Raw genomic sequence first — 19,199 nt, 5'->3', positions numbered from 1 at the left:
TTTAATTTATTATTTAGAAATTAACATTAAATCCTAATGTAAATGTTTGTTGTAGTGGTGCATCACGAGTTCCTGTAAACTCGGGGTCTAAACCTTCATAATTAGTGAAGGTAAATAAGTTACGCCCTGTGACATACAATCTAAATTTTTCTATGCCTAGTTTATCGAGTACATTTTGTCCTAAATCATAGGATAAGGTAATGTCCTTTATTCTCCAATAATCCGTGCTCTCATAAAAACCAACACCATCTATATTTGCCCCATCGATATTAGCATAAAAATCATTTGTAGGATTATCAGGAGTCCACCAATTCTTTTTTGTCGTATTTCTTCGAACCTCCCCAAAAACATTATCACTTTTTAAACCATTTTGTTGTATGGCACCAAATGCTCCCTGAGACATTACATATAATCCGAAATTTTTATAGGAAAAATTCATACTAAAAGCCGCTATTGTTTTTGGATCTCTTTGTCCTAAAATAATTCTATCGTCTGCGTTAATATCTCCATCGGTAGCATCAGGAATTCCATCTCCATCCGTGTCAACCGTAATTTGGTCTTTAACTTTAGCATATCCTGGTTCTGCATCTGGTTGAGGGCCGTTGGCAATATCATCTCCTAATTGATAAACACCATCATACTCATAGGCATAATACACTCTAATAGGTTTCCCTATAAACCAATTATTTCCAACATCATCTGTTTTGTCTCCATATAGATCTACAATTTCATTTCTGTTAAATGAAACGTTAGCGTCTATATCCCAGCTAAAACTATCTGTTCTAATGGCATTCGTGGATATAGATAATTCTAAACCTTCATTTTGTATTTCACCAATATTTGTGGTTATATCTGTAGCTCCGTGAAAAGGAGAAATTGATCTGCTTGTCAATAAATCTGTTGTACTTGATTGATATACTTCAATACTACCTTTAATTCTATTCTTTAAAAATCCATAATCTAATCCAAGGTTAAACGCACTAGTTGTTTCCCATCCTAAATTAGGGTTCCCTAATTCATTATCTGTAATGTATCCTGGCAAAGAAGTACCGCTATCATCTACATATGAACGTTCTACTAATTGCGTTAATGACTCGTAAGGCGACACGGCTTGATTTCCATTTTCACCATAAGACGCTCTTAATTTTAGAGTGGTAACACCTGAATTTTCCATAAAGGATTCATTATGAATATTCCATGCCGTAGCAGCTGAGTAGAAATTACCAAATTTAGTAGAATCACCAAATGCCGAATACCCATCTCGTCTTCCTGTTAAGGTCAATATATATCTATTATCAAATCCATAATTTAGACGTAACATTGAAGATAAGACCGTACTTTTTTGATACGTATAACCAGGTTCTACTAAAGCTGCTACGTTTGCTTGACGCCAAGTAAGTACATCGTTAGGAAACCCTTGAGAATCTAAATCATGGTCATCTCTTAAGTCTTCTTGAAAACTATATAATCCAGTTAAAAATAAATTATTTTTTCCAAAGTCTTTTTTATAGGTTACAATATTCTCCAACAATACGTTGGTTCTAAAATCATTTCGGACTTGTGCTTCTCCTTGATTCTCAAAACCTCTCTTTGTATTTACGCCCCAATAACTTCCTTGTCTTGAATTTGTATATTCAATACCCGAATTTAATCTATATGATAGACCAGGGATAAAACCTAAATCTACATCGAAATAAAGATTAGAAATCACTTTATACCTTTTATCACTATTATCTGCTAATGTATTTTGTAAAGGATTACCGTAAAAAACATCCTCTGGCCATGGATAAATAGTAAGATTGCCATTTTCATCATGACTTGTTGTTAAAGGATTCATATAGAATGCATCACTATATGATGGTCCTAATCCACTAGAGTCACTATAACTCAATTGTGTGTTTGTTCCTATTTTAAGCCAATTTGTTGCATTGGATTCTAGATTAAGCCGAAGTGTTGATCGTTGAAAATTATCATTCACTGTTATTCCCTTAACATCTAACAACGTACCAGATATATAATATTTAAACTTATCTGAACCTCCTGAAACCGAGAGGTTATGTTGTAAAGTGGAACCTGATCGAAGTGCTAAATCAATCCAGTCTACACCTCTTCCACTTTCATAAATTTCTATTTCTGAATCATCAAATACTCCTGGCTCTCTTGTTTCTTTGAAATCATAAAATTCTGATGCTGACAGTACATCAGGCAAATTAGTAGCCTCAAGCACACCATAATAACCATCATAGCTAAATCGCACTTTTCCGCTTTTCCCTTTTTTTGAAGTAACTAAAATCACACCATTGGCACCTCTTGAACCATATATTGCTGAAGCTGATGCGTCTTTTAAGACCTCCATGGCCTCAATATCAACTGGATTGATATCATTAAGACTACCACTGTATGGAATACCATCTAAAACTATCAACGGGCTATTGTTAGCAGAGATTGAATTTCTACCTCGAATGATAATAGAGACATCGCCACCAGATGCGCTAGAACTATTATTGTTAACTATAACGCCTGAAACTGAACCTTGAATGGCCTGCGCAACATTTGTGTTAGAGACCATTTCTAATCGTTCTTTAGCTACAGAAGAAACCGCACCTGTAATATCACTTTTCCTTTGAGAACCATATCCTACAACTATAATTTCATCTAATTGAGCATTATCTGTTTCCAAAATAACAGAATAAGTATTTATGCTTCCCACAACAACTTCTTTCGTTTTAAATCCCACATAAGAAAACAAAAGGGTTTGCCCTGTAACTACAGAGATATTGTAATTACCATCAAAATCAGTACTTGAACCTTTTTTAGTACCTTTTACTAAAACATTCACCCCAGGTAAAGGTATGCCTGCAAGGTCTGTTACATTTCCTGAAACATTTTTATTTTGTCCATTACTTGTAAAAGACAATAAAATGAAAGACAGGAATATTAGTTTAAAAAACAATTGCTTTTTTTTCATAAATTCTAGTTTTTAGTTATAGTTTGGTTGTTAAGTTTGGATCGCCTTAATAAAGCCTCTAGATAGTAGTAGTCTGCATAAATTAATGGCACATCAATTTCAGAATCTTTTGGTTTGGATCCTGTAGAATGTTTCAATAAAAACCCTTTATTGGCGCCTTTGGTATTAAAATATTTTTCTGATGATAAAGACGTTAAAATATGATTTGCTGTACTTATATATGTTTTACTATTTTCTTCGGAATAACCACTGAGCTCGAAAAAAGCTGAAGCTATAACGGCTGCCGCCGAAGCATCTCGTGGTTCAGCTTCTATATTTTTTACATCGAAATCCCAATACGGCACATAGTCTTCCGGTAATTTGGCTATATTTAAAATGTAATTCGCCACATTTTCTGCTTGGGTTAAATATATAGGATCTTTTGTTTCTCTATAAATCATAGTAAAACCATAAAGTGCCCAAGCTTGTCCACGCGCCCAAGACGAATCATCGGCATAGCCTTGATGTGTGTTTTTTGAAACCACCCCGCCCGTTTCCATATCATAGCCCACCACGTGATACGAACTATAATCGTTTCTGAAATGATGTTTCATGGTTGTTTTAGCATGTGTATTTGCTATATTATAAAACACCGAATCGCCTGTTTCCTTCCATGCCCAGAACAGCAATTCCAAATTCATTAAATTATCTATTATAACAGGAAAATCCCATTTATCTTTATTATGATCCCAAGATTTAATACATCCTATTTTTTCATCGAAACGGGTAATCAACGTTTTTGCCGATTGAATTAAAACGTCCTTATATTTTTCATTCTTGGTCACCTTGTAGCCTTCGCCAAAACTTGGCATCATTTTAAATCCTAAATCGTGGTTTGATGCGTTAAATTGTTCGCTTTCTAATATCGAGGTATAAAGTTCTGCTTGTTCCTTCCACTTTAATTCTCCTGTTAAATTGTACATGGACCATAAAACACCAGGATAAAATCCGCTTGTCCAATCTCTTTTTCCTACTAACTGAAGTTTACCCGATGGTGTTAGCGTTCTTGGAAAAACTCTACTAGAAGTTTTGAGGTTTAGCGTATCTTTTATTTCAGGAAAATAAGAAAGCTGTTCGGTTATAGTATTAATTAATTTATCTTGACTTACTTTTTTATTTTGATAAAAACCGCAAGCTTGAAATAAAAAAACAAAAAAGATTAAAAAAGTAATTCGCTTCATAAAAACATGTATTAACCTAACAAAAATAACCTATGTATTTTTTTTATTTCCATTAATTGTTCCCTATTAGTATCAATTATGTTTCATATAGATACACATGTTCCAATTAACAACATGTCTACTAGTTTTTACTAAAAACATCCTTACTCTAAACTTGATATTATTTGTACTTTAGTTTTTTTTTAACCAACTACCAAATGAGACTTTTATTCTATATTGTAATGTTTAGCTGCTTTACGATATTTTTGCATGCTAACACCGATCCCTATATATCCATTTGTAAAGTTACACCCAACGGAGGTGTAGCGTATTCTCAAGTAACTTCGATATTGGAAGATGACTTGGGCTTTATTTGGTTTAGCACAAACAATGGTGTTTTTGCCTATAACTCCACTAAAACTAAACGCTATAGCCATGTACAAAATAATGAATCCACAATTCCATCCAACAGAATAAACAAACTTTATAAAAGCCATAGTGGTAATATTTTGGTCGCCACAGAAAATGGTCTTTGCGAATACCTACGCAACAACGACTACTTTAAAAGATATTCGATTAAAGATGATTATGGGAATATAATAGGCAAAAATATCACATCTATATTTCAGGATACCGACGATAAATTTTGGTTTTCGGATGAAAATGGTTTTGGTACTTTAGATCTGAAAAAAAATAGAGCACTTTATAAAAAAACTAAAAATACTACAGGAAAAGTTAGCTGTATTTCTATTGATGATGAAGGCACTATTTGGGTGTTTTATAATGATGGCGATATTTATTTTGCTACGAAGGGTTCTAACACTTTTCAGTTTTTAACAAAAGGGCTAAGAAACCTAGTAAGATCCGTTTTAATAGAAAAAGATAACATCTGGATTGGTTATGAAGCCAAAGGATTACTGTGCATTAATAAAATTGATAACAAAAAAACGCACTACTCTATATTAGAAGACACTCCAAAACAACTAAAATTGCCAAGCAACCAAGTTAGAAGTCTTTTAAAAGATGAAAAAAATAGAATTTGGGTAGCCACTTACAAGGGCATTACTTTAATTGAAGATTTTAAAGTAAGCCACCACATTGATCAACAAAAATATTCAGAACTACCCAACCATTCCATTTGGTCGCTCTATAAAGATTCTCAACAAAATATATGGATTGGTACTTGGATGGGAGGTTTAGCTTTTCATAGCGCACATAATAATTCTTTTATACGCTACAACCAATCGACTACAAAAAGAACTTTAAACGGTAATATTGTTAGCTGTTTTACTCAGGTACCAAATAGTGAGAATGTATTAATTGGTTTAGATGACGGTGGCATAAATTTTTACAATCCCAGAACCAACGTATTTAAGAAACTGCCTATTAATTACCAAGGCAAAGCTATTGAAAATATAAAATCTTTATCTTACGATAAAAATGAAACTTTGTGGGTAGGCACTTATGGAAATGGTGTACTATACCGCGAAAAAGGCAAAACAAATTTTGAACGTCTCATTGTTAATTTCGAAACCGGATTTCAAGCTTTAGATATTTTAACTACTAATAATGGTGTTTGGGTTAGCGACTACCCTTTAGGCGCTTTCTTTTATGATTTTAAAACAAAAGAGATTACACGCTCAACACACAACCCACTAAATATCAAATCCATATCAAACAATAAAGTACATTTTATTATTGAAGACAAGCAAGAAAACGTCTGGTTTGCTACTCAAAATGGGCTTAACCTACTTAAGAAAGGCAGTGAAGAATTTATACATTATTTTCAAAGTAAAAACCATCCACAAAGCGTATCTCATAATTACTTATACTGTATACATGAAGATAGTAATGGTTTTTTATGGTTAGGTACAAATGGTGGTGGACTTGATAAATTTAATCCTAGAACAGGGAAATTTGAAAATTATACCATTAAAAATGGCCTACCTGGAAACGAAGTGTTTTCAATATTAGAAGATGATAAAAAAAATCTTTGGTTAACAACCGAAAATGGCTTGTGTAAATTCGATATGCAAACTAATATAGCCCAATCTTACATAACCAATAATAGTTTACAGAGCGATTTATTTCACCCTACATCTGCTCTAAAAGCCACTAATGGCGATTTGTTTTTTGGTGGATCCAATGGTGTTATAAGATTTTCTCCTTCAAGAATTATAAAAAATCCAAAACCACCAAAAACCAGTATTATATCCATAAAAGTTAATAATAAAAGTATTCCTTTCAGTAACAATACGCCTTTAGAACTACACCATACACAAAATTTTATTGGATTTCAATTTACTTCTAACAACTATATTAATCCAAAGAAAAATATATTTAAATATAGACTTTTAGGATTTAATGATCAATGGATTGAAACCGATTATACTGGTAGGGCCAATTTCACCAACATTCCTCCTAACAATTATATTTTTGAAGTTAAAAGCGCTAATAATGATGGTGTGTGGAACATAGACTCTACAAAAATAAACATTAATATAATCCCTCCTATTTGGGCTCGATGGTATGCTTATGTGCTTTATTTATTAGCCTTAATAGGTTCTATTTATTTTTTCAGAAAACAAGTAATAAACCGTCAGAATTTAAGGTCTCAAATAAAATTAGAAAAAATACATCGTGAAAACGAAGAACAGTTACATCAAATGAAACTTCAGTTTTTCACAAATATTTCTCACGAATTTAGAACACCACTAACCCTAATTCAAGGTCCTGTAAATAGATTATTAAAACTAGATACCAACACCCTTGCTTCTAACAAGCAACTAGAATTAATTAAAAATAATACCGATAGATTACTCAGGCTAATCAATCAATTTCTAGATTTTAGACGTGCCGATTCCGGTAAGTTAAAACTACTTTCTGTAAATACAGATATAATAGCTTTCTGTAAAAATGTTTTTTCTTGTTTTGAAGAACACGCACTTCAACGTGGTATTAATTTTCAATTTATATCAGAAGTTCCTAACTTAAAAATTGACTTCGACACCGATAAACTAGATAAGGTTTTGGTTAACATGCTATCAAATGCTTTTAAGTATTCTCCTGATAATACGAGTATAACATTAACCATAAAAAACAATAAAAAACCAACATTTAAGCCAAATTGGAATATATACACTATTGGAGAGCATATTAATGAAGATTATATTTCTATTAACATTTCTGATTTTGGATACGGTATTTCAGAAGAAACCCTTCCGCAAATATTTGAAAGATTTTACCAAACAGAAAAAAACTATAACCGAGGCACAGGTATTGGTCTATCGTTATCTACTAACTACATCTCCATGCACAACGGACAATTAATAGTAAGTACTTTAGAAGATGAAGGTTCTGCTTTCTGTATTTGTATACCTCAATACCAACCTAACACCGCAATGCATATTGCAGATACATCAAGTGTCACGCAACCAAATAGTTTTTCTTTTGAATCATCAGAAATTATAACTTCAGAGCATCAAACTGAAGAGCACACAAAAAACCAAGAAGCCTTAATACTTATAACAGAAGATAACCTAGAATTACTAGACTTTTTATCAAGTGCATTACAAAACCACTTTCGTATTGCAACAGCAAAAAACGGTAAGGAAGCGTATCAACAAATTCATACCCTATTTCCAGATTTAGTGATTTCGGATATTATGATGCCTGAAATGGATGGAGTAGAGCTCTGTTCTAAAATTAAAAATGATATTCGAATTAGCCATACGCCTGTTATATTACTCACGGCGTTAGACACCATAAAAGATAGAATATCAGGAATTAATTCTGGCGCAGACCTTTATGTCCCCAAACCATTTAATGAAGATGTATTGGTTGCTCAAATACATAATTTACTTAACTCGAGAAGAGCACTTCGTTCATTATTTTCATCTCAACAAGAGGTTTGGACAAGTGATATTGAGGTTCTAGACTTAGACAAAAAATTTCTATTAAACGCCATAAGTGTTGTTGAACAAAACATTAGTAATCCTGATTTTTCTGTTGAACATTTAACCGATAAATTACACCTTAGTAGGACACATTTACATAGAAAACTAACATCATTAACCAATCAATCTGCAACAGAGTTTATAAGAAGTATTAGACTAAAACATGCTGTTTCACTTATGAAAACAGGTGATTATTTGGTTAACGAAATTGGGTTCGCAGTTGGTTTTAATTCACATAACTACTTTTCTAAATCGTTTAAGAAACAGTATGGAAAAACACCTTCTGAATTTATTAAGGAAAATTTTGATGTTTTTGAAGATAAAGAAGAAAGTTTACCTTTTTCTAAATAACATTAGCCAAGGTTTTTTATATAAATAATACCCTCGTTTTTCTTTAAACGATTTTTATCAAAACAAAACCTACTACAACTAATCTTTATTTTAATTAGAAACTTATTTACACATAACTGAATACCAGTAATATGCAAATAAGTTGTAAAATATTAACCATTGAAATAAAACTAATTAAGAACCACAAAAAACAGAATTAACTTAAAATCTTTAAAAGAAGAAATACTAGATTTAGATAAACTACCTTGTATTATAAATAAATTAATAGGCATCTTTAAGCAAGCGGAGTACTTCTACTTCACCATTTATATTTGTTATTTTTACTAAATAAACACCAGGATATAGCGTACTTACGTCTACAACTGCATTTTTAGAGTTAAAACTGTTTTTAGTTAAAATAACAGCTCCATTTATATTATAAAACTCTATGATTTGAATAATAGTTTTAGAGTCTATTTCTAATCTATCATTTACGGGATTAGGATACATTTTGAAGTTTGACTTAATAGGAGCTTCAGTCGATAATTCTGTTGTTAAAATTGTTATGTAAGCAGGCGAATTATTGGCTGCATCTTCCTTTTCTCTTATTCTAAATTGTTCATTGGAAGAAGCGGCATCTACCAAATTTAAGGAAACGATCTTATTACCTGCAATTTCAGCCCTAACATAATCTGTAATATCAATTTGATACGAGTCATATCTAGAACCTACATTGCCATTTGATGAAAAAACACCTGCTATTACTGTTGAAGCTTCGGGTGCATTATTCCATGTTATGCTTTCCTCTGACCACGAATCGTCTTCTACACCAAGCAACGTCATATCAAAAGCATTTCCACTAGATTGGTTTCCGGTTAAATGTAAGGTTGCAGATTCAATTGCAACATACTCACTAACATCAAACTTCAACCAAGTTCGTCTAGAAAAATCCGCATTCGTTGGGCTTTCTTTTACAATCAATAATTCGCCATCATAGTTTTTATTTGCATTTGAACCACCTCTTGTAAAACTATCTTCTATAGCATACAGTTTATCTCCATCAGCACCAGTATTACTAGCATCTTCTAAAGCGAGAAATTCTCTAAAATTATAGATGTCTTTACTTATTTTTATAAGAGATGTTTTAAGTTCTGAATACCATTCTCCATTTGCATTAATAACACCTTTATTACTGGCGTCATCCTGAAACCTAAACCATTGATAACTTAAACAACCTTTACTTTCTAATAAATTAATAGCGAAGTTTTCAAAATAAGCTGCTCTATCTACTTGTGTTGGCACATGATACCCGGCACCACCACTATTGTCTAAATCGACATCAAAACCCTTAGCGTAAAACTCACTAATCATAAAAGGTTTTCCAGATTGTTCTGTCCACATTTCCAAGAGAGTAGTGTCAGGCTCAAATGGTCCATAATAATTAACACTAAATACATCTATAAACGGTGCACTATCTTTATAAATTGATTCATAATTTTTTGCAGCACCATGCAATCTAGACCCCAAATAAAGCATATTTGGCGCATATTTCTTAATGGCTGTATGGACAATCCTGTAATATGTACTCATTAAATATCCATGAAAATCATTACGATCATCATTATCGATTGTATAATTAGTTCCCTTTCTTGCTATCATCCAATCGTGAGCGCCTAAATAATTAGAATTTGTTTTGTTAGTTATATCCAAATAGCGATCTAACAATTCTCCATATGTACTGTTGGAATAAATTGGCATTTCATTATCCGAAAACACACCAATGCAATACGGGTCATCTTTTTTTAAAGCAACGGTTTTCGCTAAGTTATCGGCGAAGGATAAAAATTCTGTATCAAATACAGGAATTATTCCATCTCCATAAAGATCCTTATTTGCTTGAGATTCATTTTTGTACCCAACTATAAACAATTCTCTAAAAACATATGGTATTTTTTCTGAACCACTATTTATACTCTCAAAATCGGACCAATTAGCTAAATGATTAAACCCAGCATCCTTTAAATCGTTAGGCAAATTTACGTTAGTATAACCTGATTCTGCATTAACCGAATTTATTCCTATCCCAAAATATAAATAGCCTTCTGGATCTACCATGTACCATTTATCATTATAAATTTCTGTTCTAAAATGTCCTGTAGCGGGTAGTTTTACGTCTAAAAAACCACCATATTGACTAAGTGAAGCTTCATTATTAGCATATTCTAATGTTCTTGAATCGTTTGTTGAACTCCCTGTGCTACCACCTTTAAAGGTACTTGGTATTACTGAAAAATCTTGAGCTTTTAAAACTTGAATTTGACATAGTATTGCAATGATTATACATGCTACTTTGTAATTATTTTTCATGTGAAGGTATATTTATGAGTTAGGCATTTCGTTTAAAAACACTTAACTTGATTATTTAATAATTAATTAGTTTAACTGTTACTATTGTATAACAAACTCTGCGAATTCTGTATAAAACAAATCGATGGCATTATCAAAAGGTTGATAAACACTTCTAAATTGTATATTTTTTGAAATATCAATGTCATCTAAAGGTATTTTGATAGTTTCTAAATTATCCAGATCAAGTTTAGCCTCCCGTACTAAATTATTATTATCAAAATATTTAAATTCACTGTACACATAGTCTGCTGGGTCGCTAGAACTCATTGTAAATGTGATATTATTCGTTGTTGTTTTATAAGATAAAATACGTCTATTATTTAATGAAGATTGGTATATCCCACCAAGAGATTTACCCGATCTAACCACAGGAATAGACTTATTTCCATACGTATCTAAGTTGAAAACTTCAAAAACGTATCCTCCTTCTTTTAAGTTTTCTACTACCGCCCCTATAGTATCCCTTACACCTTGATTTACAGTAATGGGAACATCCAAAGAATCTGCTTTATCATTCCAAAAAATCCTTGCTTTTTTTATACTCAAGTCTGAATAAACATACCATTGTAACTTTACTCTATTTTGACCAGAAAAAGAAATTAAAGAATCTGGTTTTGCTGGATAAATGGTTTCTCCCCTATCTAAATACGGCTGATGCAACTCGTTCATTTCAGAACAATTACATAAACAGATTAAAGCCAATGTTATTATTAATATATTTTTCATTTTTTATATGTGTTATTTGTTAACAGGAGCTCCAAAAAATTCAATTTCGGCAAAGGTTACCCATTCAATTTGTGTTTCCCAATTTTCAACTTGTCTTATACGCAGGTATCTATAAGACTTTGAGCCACCAGGCATATTAAAATTCATTCCGCCCTCTGCAAAATCTCTATCACCTGGACCACGTTCTATACCCGGAAGTCCAGATGGTTTTACAGCTTCAAATTCACCTATGAGTTCCCAGCCATCCATACCTTCTTCTCTCCAATTACCAGTTTCGTGCGGATTATCATCATTAGGCCAAACGTAAGCACCATTGGTTTCACGGTCTATAAGACTTTGATCGTTAGTTCCATAAATTTCGAATACACGCATTGCACCACGGTTATAATCTACCCATTCGGTTGCATAAATGATAAAGCGGCTGTATAGATTTTCTTCCCCCATATCCAGAGTCCAATGTAAAGGTGAATAACTAAATTCAGCATCGTTGGTGGTATTAAATGCCGACCCTCTACTTTTTGTAATATCACCATCAAACGCTCTTTCAAAACGCTGTCCGTTGGATTCTTGTGGAATATCAGTATCTAATCGCAAGGCTTTCCATTTTTTTCTATCTAATTGAATTTCGTAAAGCGGCTTAAAAATCCCAATAAGAGTATCGCTTATATGTCCCCATTGATCTTTAACGTAAAATCCTAGCTCAACGGCTAAGGTATCCATACCTCTTACGTTTTGATATCTTAGGTTTGAAGCATCATCATAAACCGTTTCATAAGGCACAAAATCTCCAAATTCATCGTGTTTTAAAATAGTTATTCCAAGATTTTTTGCATCGGTTTCATTCTCCCATTTTAAGAGTACCCCAGCAAAATCATTTGAAACCTCTAACGATTCTCGCAAGGCTAAATACGGTGGTGTTAATGGTGTTATTTCAGTCTCCACTTTCTCGGATCTGTTCCCACTTTTATCAACCGCATAAAGTTCTATTACTTTAGGAAGTGTATCTCCAAAACCATCTACATTTACTGTTTGAATGTATTTGGTTGCAACAGATTTTCTTTCTTGTCCTTCACTAACATTATACACGGCTTCTACGTGAGAAAAATCTTCATCATCAGGAATGTTATAAGTTATTATAGCACCTCCTGGAGTTCCAATGCTTTGCACATTAGATATTGAACCTGGTGCAGTACTATTTGAACTTGGCTGCCCTATAAACTCTTCGCTACCACAGGCAACTACAAAAATAAATAATGCGGATAGAGCTATATTTGTTACTTTAAATTTAGTTTTCATAAATGTGTGTGTTTTTAAGTTAGAAATAAGATTACCAACCTCCATTTTGAATCAAATTAGGATTAGACAAAATTTCGTTTGTTTCTAAAGGCCATAAATTATTTTTAAATGAATAGGTAGGCGTTCCTAATACATTTGGCGTATAAAAGTCTTGAGCAGTATCTCCGGTATAGTTCCATCCTCTAAACGGCATATTCATATAAGATTCAGCAAGCTTCCATCGTTTTAAATCCCAGAATCTATGCCCTTCAAAAACCAATTCTATCAAACGTTCTTGACGTACAATATCTCTAAAACCTTCTCTAGTAGATGGTTTTGATGGATTTGATGAAAAATTAGCCCAAGATTCTACCACCCCTTTTAAGTTCGCTCTTTCTCTTACTTTATCGATAAATGTATAGGCCGTTGCTCTATCATCAATTTCATTTAAACATTCTGCATATAATAAATATAAATCTGCTAAACGCATTTCGGGAAAAGCATAAGACACTCTACTATAATTTGTATCGCTACTGCTTATAACATTATTAAAATTCACTATTTTTTTAGGAAAATAGCCCGTTTGAGAAAAAATACCAGAACCAATGGCAGTACCTGAATACTCTAAACCTCGAGCCTCTAAATAATGATCATTAAATCCTGCCTGCGCCCCTGTAGAATTATACGTTGCAGGATTACCATACCATATACCTCTATCAAACCCAAGACTACCGTAAAAACGTACCTCTCTATTTATATGTAGGTTTACAGTAGTTTCTCCATCTTTTATAAAATACTTGTTATCTGGTGTATTATTACCATCAACATCCGCATCATTATCTACATCATAATCTATTAATCCATAACGGTCTGCATAATCCCAAGTTACATCTTCATCTATTGGCACACCATTTCTAGTATAAAACATTTCAGCTATACGCAATGTTGGTGAATAAAATCCTAAAGCGTTAATGTTATTTTGAAATTTTTGATGCGTTCGTGCTTGAGCATGATTTTGAATTAAACCTGCGGTACCGTTGGTTGAAACAAACAATTTTTCGTCAGTCCAACGCTCAGATAACGATTGTTGAATTGTTAAAACATCTACAATTTCTTCAGGTATTTCGTCGTAGGTAGTATTAGGTGGTAATTGAATTTCACTTTTATCAAATGTATAAAGTTTAACTCCTGAAGCCTCAATAGTATCCACTGCCATTTTACATGCTTCGGCTGCCAAGCGCCACTTATCGGAATCGTACTCCGAAAAGAGTTTAACCCCTCTAGAATCAATAACATTTGCATATTCACTATTACCGTTAAATAAAGGGCTTGCACCTGTTGCTAGTACTTTTGCTCTTAAAGCTAGTGAAGCTCCTTTTGTGGCTCTTCCTAATTCATTTTGTATGTCGGCTATATGTAATGGTAAATTTGAACTTGCTTCAAAAAATAAATCGGCTATATATGTTACACATTCGTCCACTGGACTTCTAAATTTATGAATGTCTTCAATATCGGCATCTATCGGCAGATTGGTGTCATTAATAATAATAGGCCCATACATTCTAAACAAATAAAAATGATAATAAGCTTTTAGAAATTTTACTTCAGAAATCCAACGTTTTCTTAAATCTTCGTCCATATATCTAAGCTTATCAATATTTTCTAAAAAGACATTACAATCATTAATACCTAAATATAAACTAGATCCACCTCTACCACCACCCCAATAATCTAGGTACGGAGAATCGGTTTGTTGTCCCCCTAAAGCCAACTCAGAAACTTTTAAATATTGCGGAGCATCTCCTCGAATGGCAATATTATCTCTATAGGCCTCATCTCCCGCATAAAACCCAGGATTCGATCTAGGATCTCCCAAACTTGGCATGTGACTATAACAGGTGAATAAAAAACTTTCCGCAGAGTTTTCATCATCGAAAGCGTCATCTATTGTTGCAACATTGTCTGGTACAATATCGAGATAATCTGAACACCCCGTAATACATACTGACAGTGTAAATATTATAAATATGTGTTTTATATTAGTTTTCATATTGATGTTTTTTTTAAAATTCAAGTCTAAGACCTAGGTTAAATACTTTTTGAACTGGGTAGTTATATGGATCCCCTCCTAAGGACACATCCCATAAATCAAACTTGCTAAATGTTAATAGGTTTGTTGCTGAACAATAAAACCTTCCGCTTTGCAACATTGGTAGACTATTTTTTATAATGTCTTTAGATAAATTAAAACCAATTTCAACTTGTCTTAACCTTAAGTATGACCCATCTCTTAACCACCATGTACTATTTACACCGTTGTTATCACTTCTAGCATGTGTTAATCTTGGGTATAGTGCATAAGGATCTCTATTATCTTCCGACCAATGATTTTGAGCATAAACATCAAGCAACTGATTTATAGCTTCCCCTTCATCAACACTATACTGGTAAAATGGTTGTGTTCCTCCTGAATCAATAAAAAAGGACGTACGTGCTATACCGTTAAAGAAACAGCTAAAATCCCAGCTTTTATATCCCATTGAAAAACCAAATCCATAATTTATTTCTGGTGATGATGGGTACCCAATAGGCACTCTATCTTCACTAGTAATTTCACCATCTCCATTAATATCTTTGTATTTTATATCTCCAGCTCCATAACCTTCATAGGTGTTTTGTACTCCTATTTGTGTTGGTGAATTTATAACATCGTCTTCATCATAAAATAAACGTTCTGCCACATAACCATAGTTTTGTCTAATAGGCTGTCCTATTCTACTTCTCCAAGGTGCGCTTGTGTAATCCGGCTCATCATAAGCTAAATACTCACTGGTTGCGTAGGTGAAATTAGCCATAGTTTGAATCCAAAAATCTTTATTAACATAATGATTTGCTTTTAATGAAAACTCGAATCCCCGACTGGCTGCTTCTCCTGAGTTAGCATACAAATCTGTAGATAATCCTAAACTTGCAGGAATTTCTGTTCGTCTTAAGAAAATATCATGACGTTTATCAAAAAAGTATTCTGCAGTAATGTCTATTTTGTTATTAAATAAACCAAGGTCTACTGCTAGATTGAATTTTTCTGCATTCTCCCAGGTTATCGCACTATTTGCGTACCTTTCTATAGCAACTCCATTTCTAGAATACTCACGCTCTTCACCAAAAGTTGCAGATCTACCGCTGTTATTCAAATTAACTTCTGATAAATAAAAGAATCTATCATTAGAATTGCCAATGGCATCATTACCTACTAAACCATAAGAAGATCGGATTCTGAATTTGTTTACCAAATCTTCTAAAGGCTTCCAAAATTTTTCTTTGGAAACATACCAACCTGCTCCTATCGATGGAAAAAAACCAAATCTATTATCTTCAGAAAAACGTTCCGATCCATTATATCCAAAGTTTCCTTCTATAAAATACTTATCATCAAAGGCATAATTTATTCTACCTGCCAAACCTAAATTTCTGTTTGGTAAAGAACTTTGTAAAGAAGATGCTGTATTGTTTTTTTCTTCACGCATGGTGTAAACCAATGTAGCCCCTATTTGATGTTTTTCTGATAATTGCTTATTATAATTAGTCGCACCTTCTAAATAAAAAACAGCAGATACTTGACTTGAAGATGGCGAGTAATCTATAGCATCTTCTGGGTTACTCTCTTCATTAAGCCAGTCTAACGTATACTCTCCAGTGTATTTATCATACCTCCCAATATTGTAATAAAATGGTCTATATTGTCTTCTTGTTTGAAAGTACGATGCGTTATCATAACCTACTTTTAACCTCACATTAAAATCCTTAGAAAATTCTTTCTCTAGATTAATTTGTCCACTTAATTTAGACCGCGTATAGTCTCTATACCCTTTTACCGATTCAGCGTACGGGTTAATATAATCGGCGCCTTCTAAATAGTTACCAAATAAAATTTGCGTTGCGTACTGGTTAGCTTCATCTGGCTGATAATATGCAGGGTATAAAACAGGACTTGTTTTTCCTACCATATCAAAAACAGTTTGAGCACCATCTAGAGGCCCTGTGTAATCATCTAACGCCAAATAAAACTGCACTTTAGCTTTAAAACTGGGGCTTATATTGATGTTATTATTAGACCGTATTTGTAATTTATTTAAATTAATACCCGAGTTAAAATTGTTTCGATCGTCTACAGATAACACTCCTGTATCCTTAGTGTAAGTTCCTGACAAATAATACTTAGCAACCTTACCTCCACCAGAAACATTCATATTTAAACGCTTATTAATAGCATTACTTTTAAACAAAGTCCCATACCAATCTGTTGCAGGAAAAACTTGAGGATTTACATTGTTTTGTACATTATCAATTTCATTTTGTGTAAAAACTTTGTTTACAATCTCACTACCTCTACTTGACGTAAAAACGGCTTCATTCCATAAATTCATATAAGTTACAGGATCTGCAAATTCAATATCTTTTACGTTGGACGATAAATAGGTTTCATATTTAAAAGATAATTTAGCCTTGCCTTCTTTTCCTTCTTTGGTATTCACTAAAATAACTCCGTTTGCACCACGAGAACCATATAAGGCGGCTGCAGATGCATCTTTCATAATAGAAAAGCTTTCTATATCATCAACATCCATTCTAGCCAAATCATCAACACTAGATTCCATGCCATCAATTAAAATTAAAGGTGACGTACGATACCCAAATGTTGAAACACCACGAATAAAAAACTCGGCGTTATCATTTCCTGGTTCTCCAGATGTTTGATAAGAAATAACCCCCGGAATTCGCCCTGAAAAGGATGCCGTTAAATTACTGGATGGTATTTTTAATTCTTGTGGCTTTACAGTAGTTATAGAAGCCACGACACTTTCCTTTTTTTGTTGTCCGTAAGCCACTACGGTAACTTCATCTAATTTGGCTGTATCTACCTGTAGAATAATATTAAATTTAGTTTTTCCTTGAACAGGAATTTCTTGCTTAATAAATCCTAGATAGGTAATAACCAAAACATCTGTTGGTTTTGCTTTTAAAATAAAGTTTCCATCAAAATCTGTTGATGTACCCCCTTTATCACCCTTTACCATAATATTTACTCCTGTTAATGGTAAATTATCATCTGAGGCAATAACAGTGCCTTCAATTATTAAATCTTGTTCATCTAATAAAGTAATACCACTATTTTCACTACTGACTCCTAGTGCATGGGAGGAATAATATAATGGCATTATTAAATTAAAAAAGAACACTATTTTGAGTAATGTGCATAAATACTGTTTCATTCAGTTCCGTTTAGTTTAGTTAGTAATTTTAGTTTAGATAATTTCCATTTCTACCTATACATTGATTTTAAGTTTAATTGGAAACTCGCACACTGACATAGAAAACTCATCAACAAATAGTTAATGACTAAAAATAGAGATTACTCAAAATTAAAAAGTAACGAGAACCGGAAGTCAGACCATTGTCTCGATATTGTAGTAAAGTCGTTACATTTTACAATTAATGTAACAAAAAACAACATAAGTACTAACTAAACTAAAAAGAACTAAAGATGTACAAGTAAAAAACCATTTTTATACTTGATATTAGAATTTGTCTAAAAACGAATAAAAACTTCAATACAATTACTTTTAATTGCACTAAATAAGGAGCTATATAATCGCGATAATACACTTTCGATTAAAATCTCAAATGGTAGAAACAGCAAATATTAAAGAGATTTATTTATAACTAATACTTTGCTAAAACAAGACCCAAATTGAATTTATTATAGCTACCTTTTTGGATTAATTAATATTAAAAATCAATAACCCGATCCAAAGCCTCATCCGTATCTTTTTGCATAAAATTAGCTTGATAAAGTATGGTGGTGGTCACGGAAGAATGTCTATACAGCTTTTGCAGCATTTGGATGGGAATCTTATCTCCTGAAATATTACCAAAACTGTGGCGTGCAATATGCATGCTTATTTTCTTGTCAATACCAGCTTTGTCTGCCACCAGTTCTAAGCGTCTGTTAAAGTTTCTTGTTACTGTTTTTATTCTGGTTCTTAGACGTTTTTTATCATTTAAATCGACGCCCTCCAATTCTTTAAATATAAATATAGAGTCTTCATGTCTTTCTAGTTTCTTTAGAATTTTCACAACTTTATCTGGTGTTTTTAATGAAACTAGTTTGCTATTCTTGTCCATTCGATAATGCAGGCGATTATCAACAAAATCATCCCACTTTAATTGTAAAACATCACTAACTCTGATGCCAGCGAAGTAAAAACTAATGAGCCAAACTACTAATGCATATTCCTGTGCTTTACTCAAGCCCTTAATAGTTTCTAATGTGGT

The 19,199-nt window shown here is 32.8% G+C and carries 9 protein-coding genes; 1 reads left to right on the top strand and 8 read right to left on the bottom strand.

Annotated features, from left to right (window positions below; genetic code table 11):
• Nucleotides 1-13 precede the first annotated feature (13 nt).
• Together Q5N74_RS17680 and Q5N74_RS17675 are read right to left on the bottom strand one after the other, a co-directional pair.
• A complete protein-coding gene (locus Q5N74_RS17680) occupies nucleotides 14-2,968 on the bottom strand; it encodes a TonB-dependent receptor (RefSeq protein WP_304390324.1) in 2,955 nt (984 codons plus the stop codon).
• 5 nt (nucleotides 2,969-2,973) lie between these two features.
• Nucleotides 2,974-4,188 carry a glycoside hydrolase family 88 protein gene (locus tag Q5N74_RS17675; RefSeq protein ID WP_304390323.1) on the bottom strand — a complete coding sequence of 405 codons (1,215 nt, stop codon included), beginning with the start codon at nucleotides 4,186-4,188 and terminating at the stop codon, nucleotides 2,974-2,976.
• A 197-nt stretch (nucleotides 4,189-4,385) separates the two neighbouring features.
• Between Q5N74_RS17675 and Q5N74_RS17670 the strand changes: the two genes are divergently transcribed.
• A complete protein-coding gene (locus Q5N74_RS17670; RefSeq protein WP_304390322.1) occupies nucleotides 4,386-8,474 on the top strand; it encodes a two-component regulator propeller domain-containing protein in 4,089 nt (1,362 codons plus the stop codon).
• Between the two features lie 261 nt (nucleotides 8,475-8,735).
• On the opposite strand, the gene Q5N74_RS17665 is transcribed toward Q5N74_RS17670, so the two are convergent.
• The 6 genes from Q5N74_RS17665 to Q5N74_RS17640 all read right to left on the bottom strand — a co-directional run.
• Entirely contained in the window at nucleotides 8,736-10,820 is a 2,085-nt protein-coding gene (locus tag Q5N74_RS17665; protein WP_304390321.1) for a DNRLRE domain-containing protein, read from the bottom strand.
• Nucleotides 10,821-10,901: 81 nt separating this feature from the next.
• On the bottom strand, nucleotides 10,902-11,588 hold the full coding sequence (locus Q5N74_RS17660; RefSeq protein ID WP_304390320.1) for a DUF4998 domain-containing protein: 687 nt from the start codon (nucleotides 11,586-11,588) through the stop codon (nucleotides 10,902-10,904).
• Between the two features lie 12 nt (nucleotides 11,589-11,600).
• Nucleotides 11,601-12,884, bottom strand: coding sequence for a DUF4959 domain-containing protein (locus tag Q5N74_RS17655; RefSeq protein WP_304390319.1), 1,284 nt, complete (start codon nucleotides 12,882-12,884; stop codon nucleotides 11,601-11,603).
• 31 nt (nucleotides 12,885-12,915) lie between these two features.
• Entirely contained in the window at nucleotides 12,916-14,913 is a 1,998-nt protein-coding gene (locus tag Q5N74_RS17650; protein ID WP_304390318.1) for a RagB/SusD family nutrient uptake outer membrane protein, read from the bottom strand.
• Between the two features lie 13 nt (nucleotides 14,914-14,926).
• The gene (locus tag Q5N74_RS17645) at nucleotides 14,927-18,136 is read right to left on the bottom strand and encodes a TonB-dependent receptor (RefSeq protein ID WP_304390317.1); all 3,210 of its coding nucleotides are present in this window, start codon (nucleotides 18,134-18,136) and stop codon (nucleotides 14,927-14,929) included.
• Nucleotides 18,137-18,653: 517 nt separating this feature from the next.
• The coding region (locus Q5N74_RS17640; RefSeq protein ID WP_304390316.1) for a tyrosine-type recombinase/integrase at nucleotides 18,654-19,199 on the bottom strand (546 nt) is incomplete at its 5' end.

The sequence above is a fragment of the Mariniflexile sp. AS56 genome, from assembly GCF_030552475.1.
Classification (GTDB): Bacteria; Bacteroidota; Bacteroidia; order Flavobacteriales; family Flavobacteriaceae; genus Mariniflexile.
The sequence above is the reverse complement of the archived record's forward strand: the minus strand, read 5'-3'. Positions and strand labels throughout refer to the sequence as shown.

Coding starts and splice junctions, on each gene's coding strand:
- Q5N74_RS17680 (WP_304390324.1), bottom strand. CDS start 2,968: ATGAAAAAAAAGCAATTGTTTTTTAAACTAATATTCCTGTCTTTCATT.
- Q5N74_RS17675 (WP_304390323.1), bottom strand. CDS start 4,188: ATGAAGCGAATTACTTTTTTAATCTTTTTTGTTTTTTTATTTCAAGCT.
- Q5N74_RS17670 (WP_304390322.1), top strand. CDS start 4,386: ATGAGACTTTTATTCTATATTGTAATGTTTAGCTGCTTTACGATATTT.
- Q5N74_RS17665 (WP_304390321.1), bottom strand. CDS start 10,820: ATGAAAAATAATTACAAAGTAGCATGTATAATCATTGCAATACTATGT.
- Q5N74_RS17660 (WP_304390320.1), bottom strand. CDS start 11,588: ATGAAAAATATATTAATAATAACATTGGCTTTAATCTGTTTATGTAAT.
- Q5N74_RS17655 (WP_304390319.1), bottom strand. CDS start 12,884: ATGAAAACTAAATTTAAAGTAACAAATATAGCTCTATCCGCATTATTT.
- Q5N74_RS17650 (WP_304390318.1), bottom strand. CDS start 14,913: ATGAAAACTAATATAAAACACATATTTATAATATTTACACTGTCAGTA.
- Q5N74_RS17645 (WP_304390317.1), bottom strand. CDS start 18,136: ATGAAACAGTATTTATGCACATTACTCAAAATAGTGTTCTTTTTTAAT.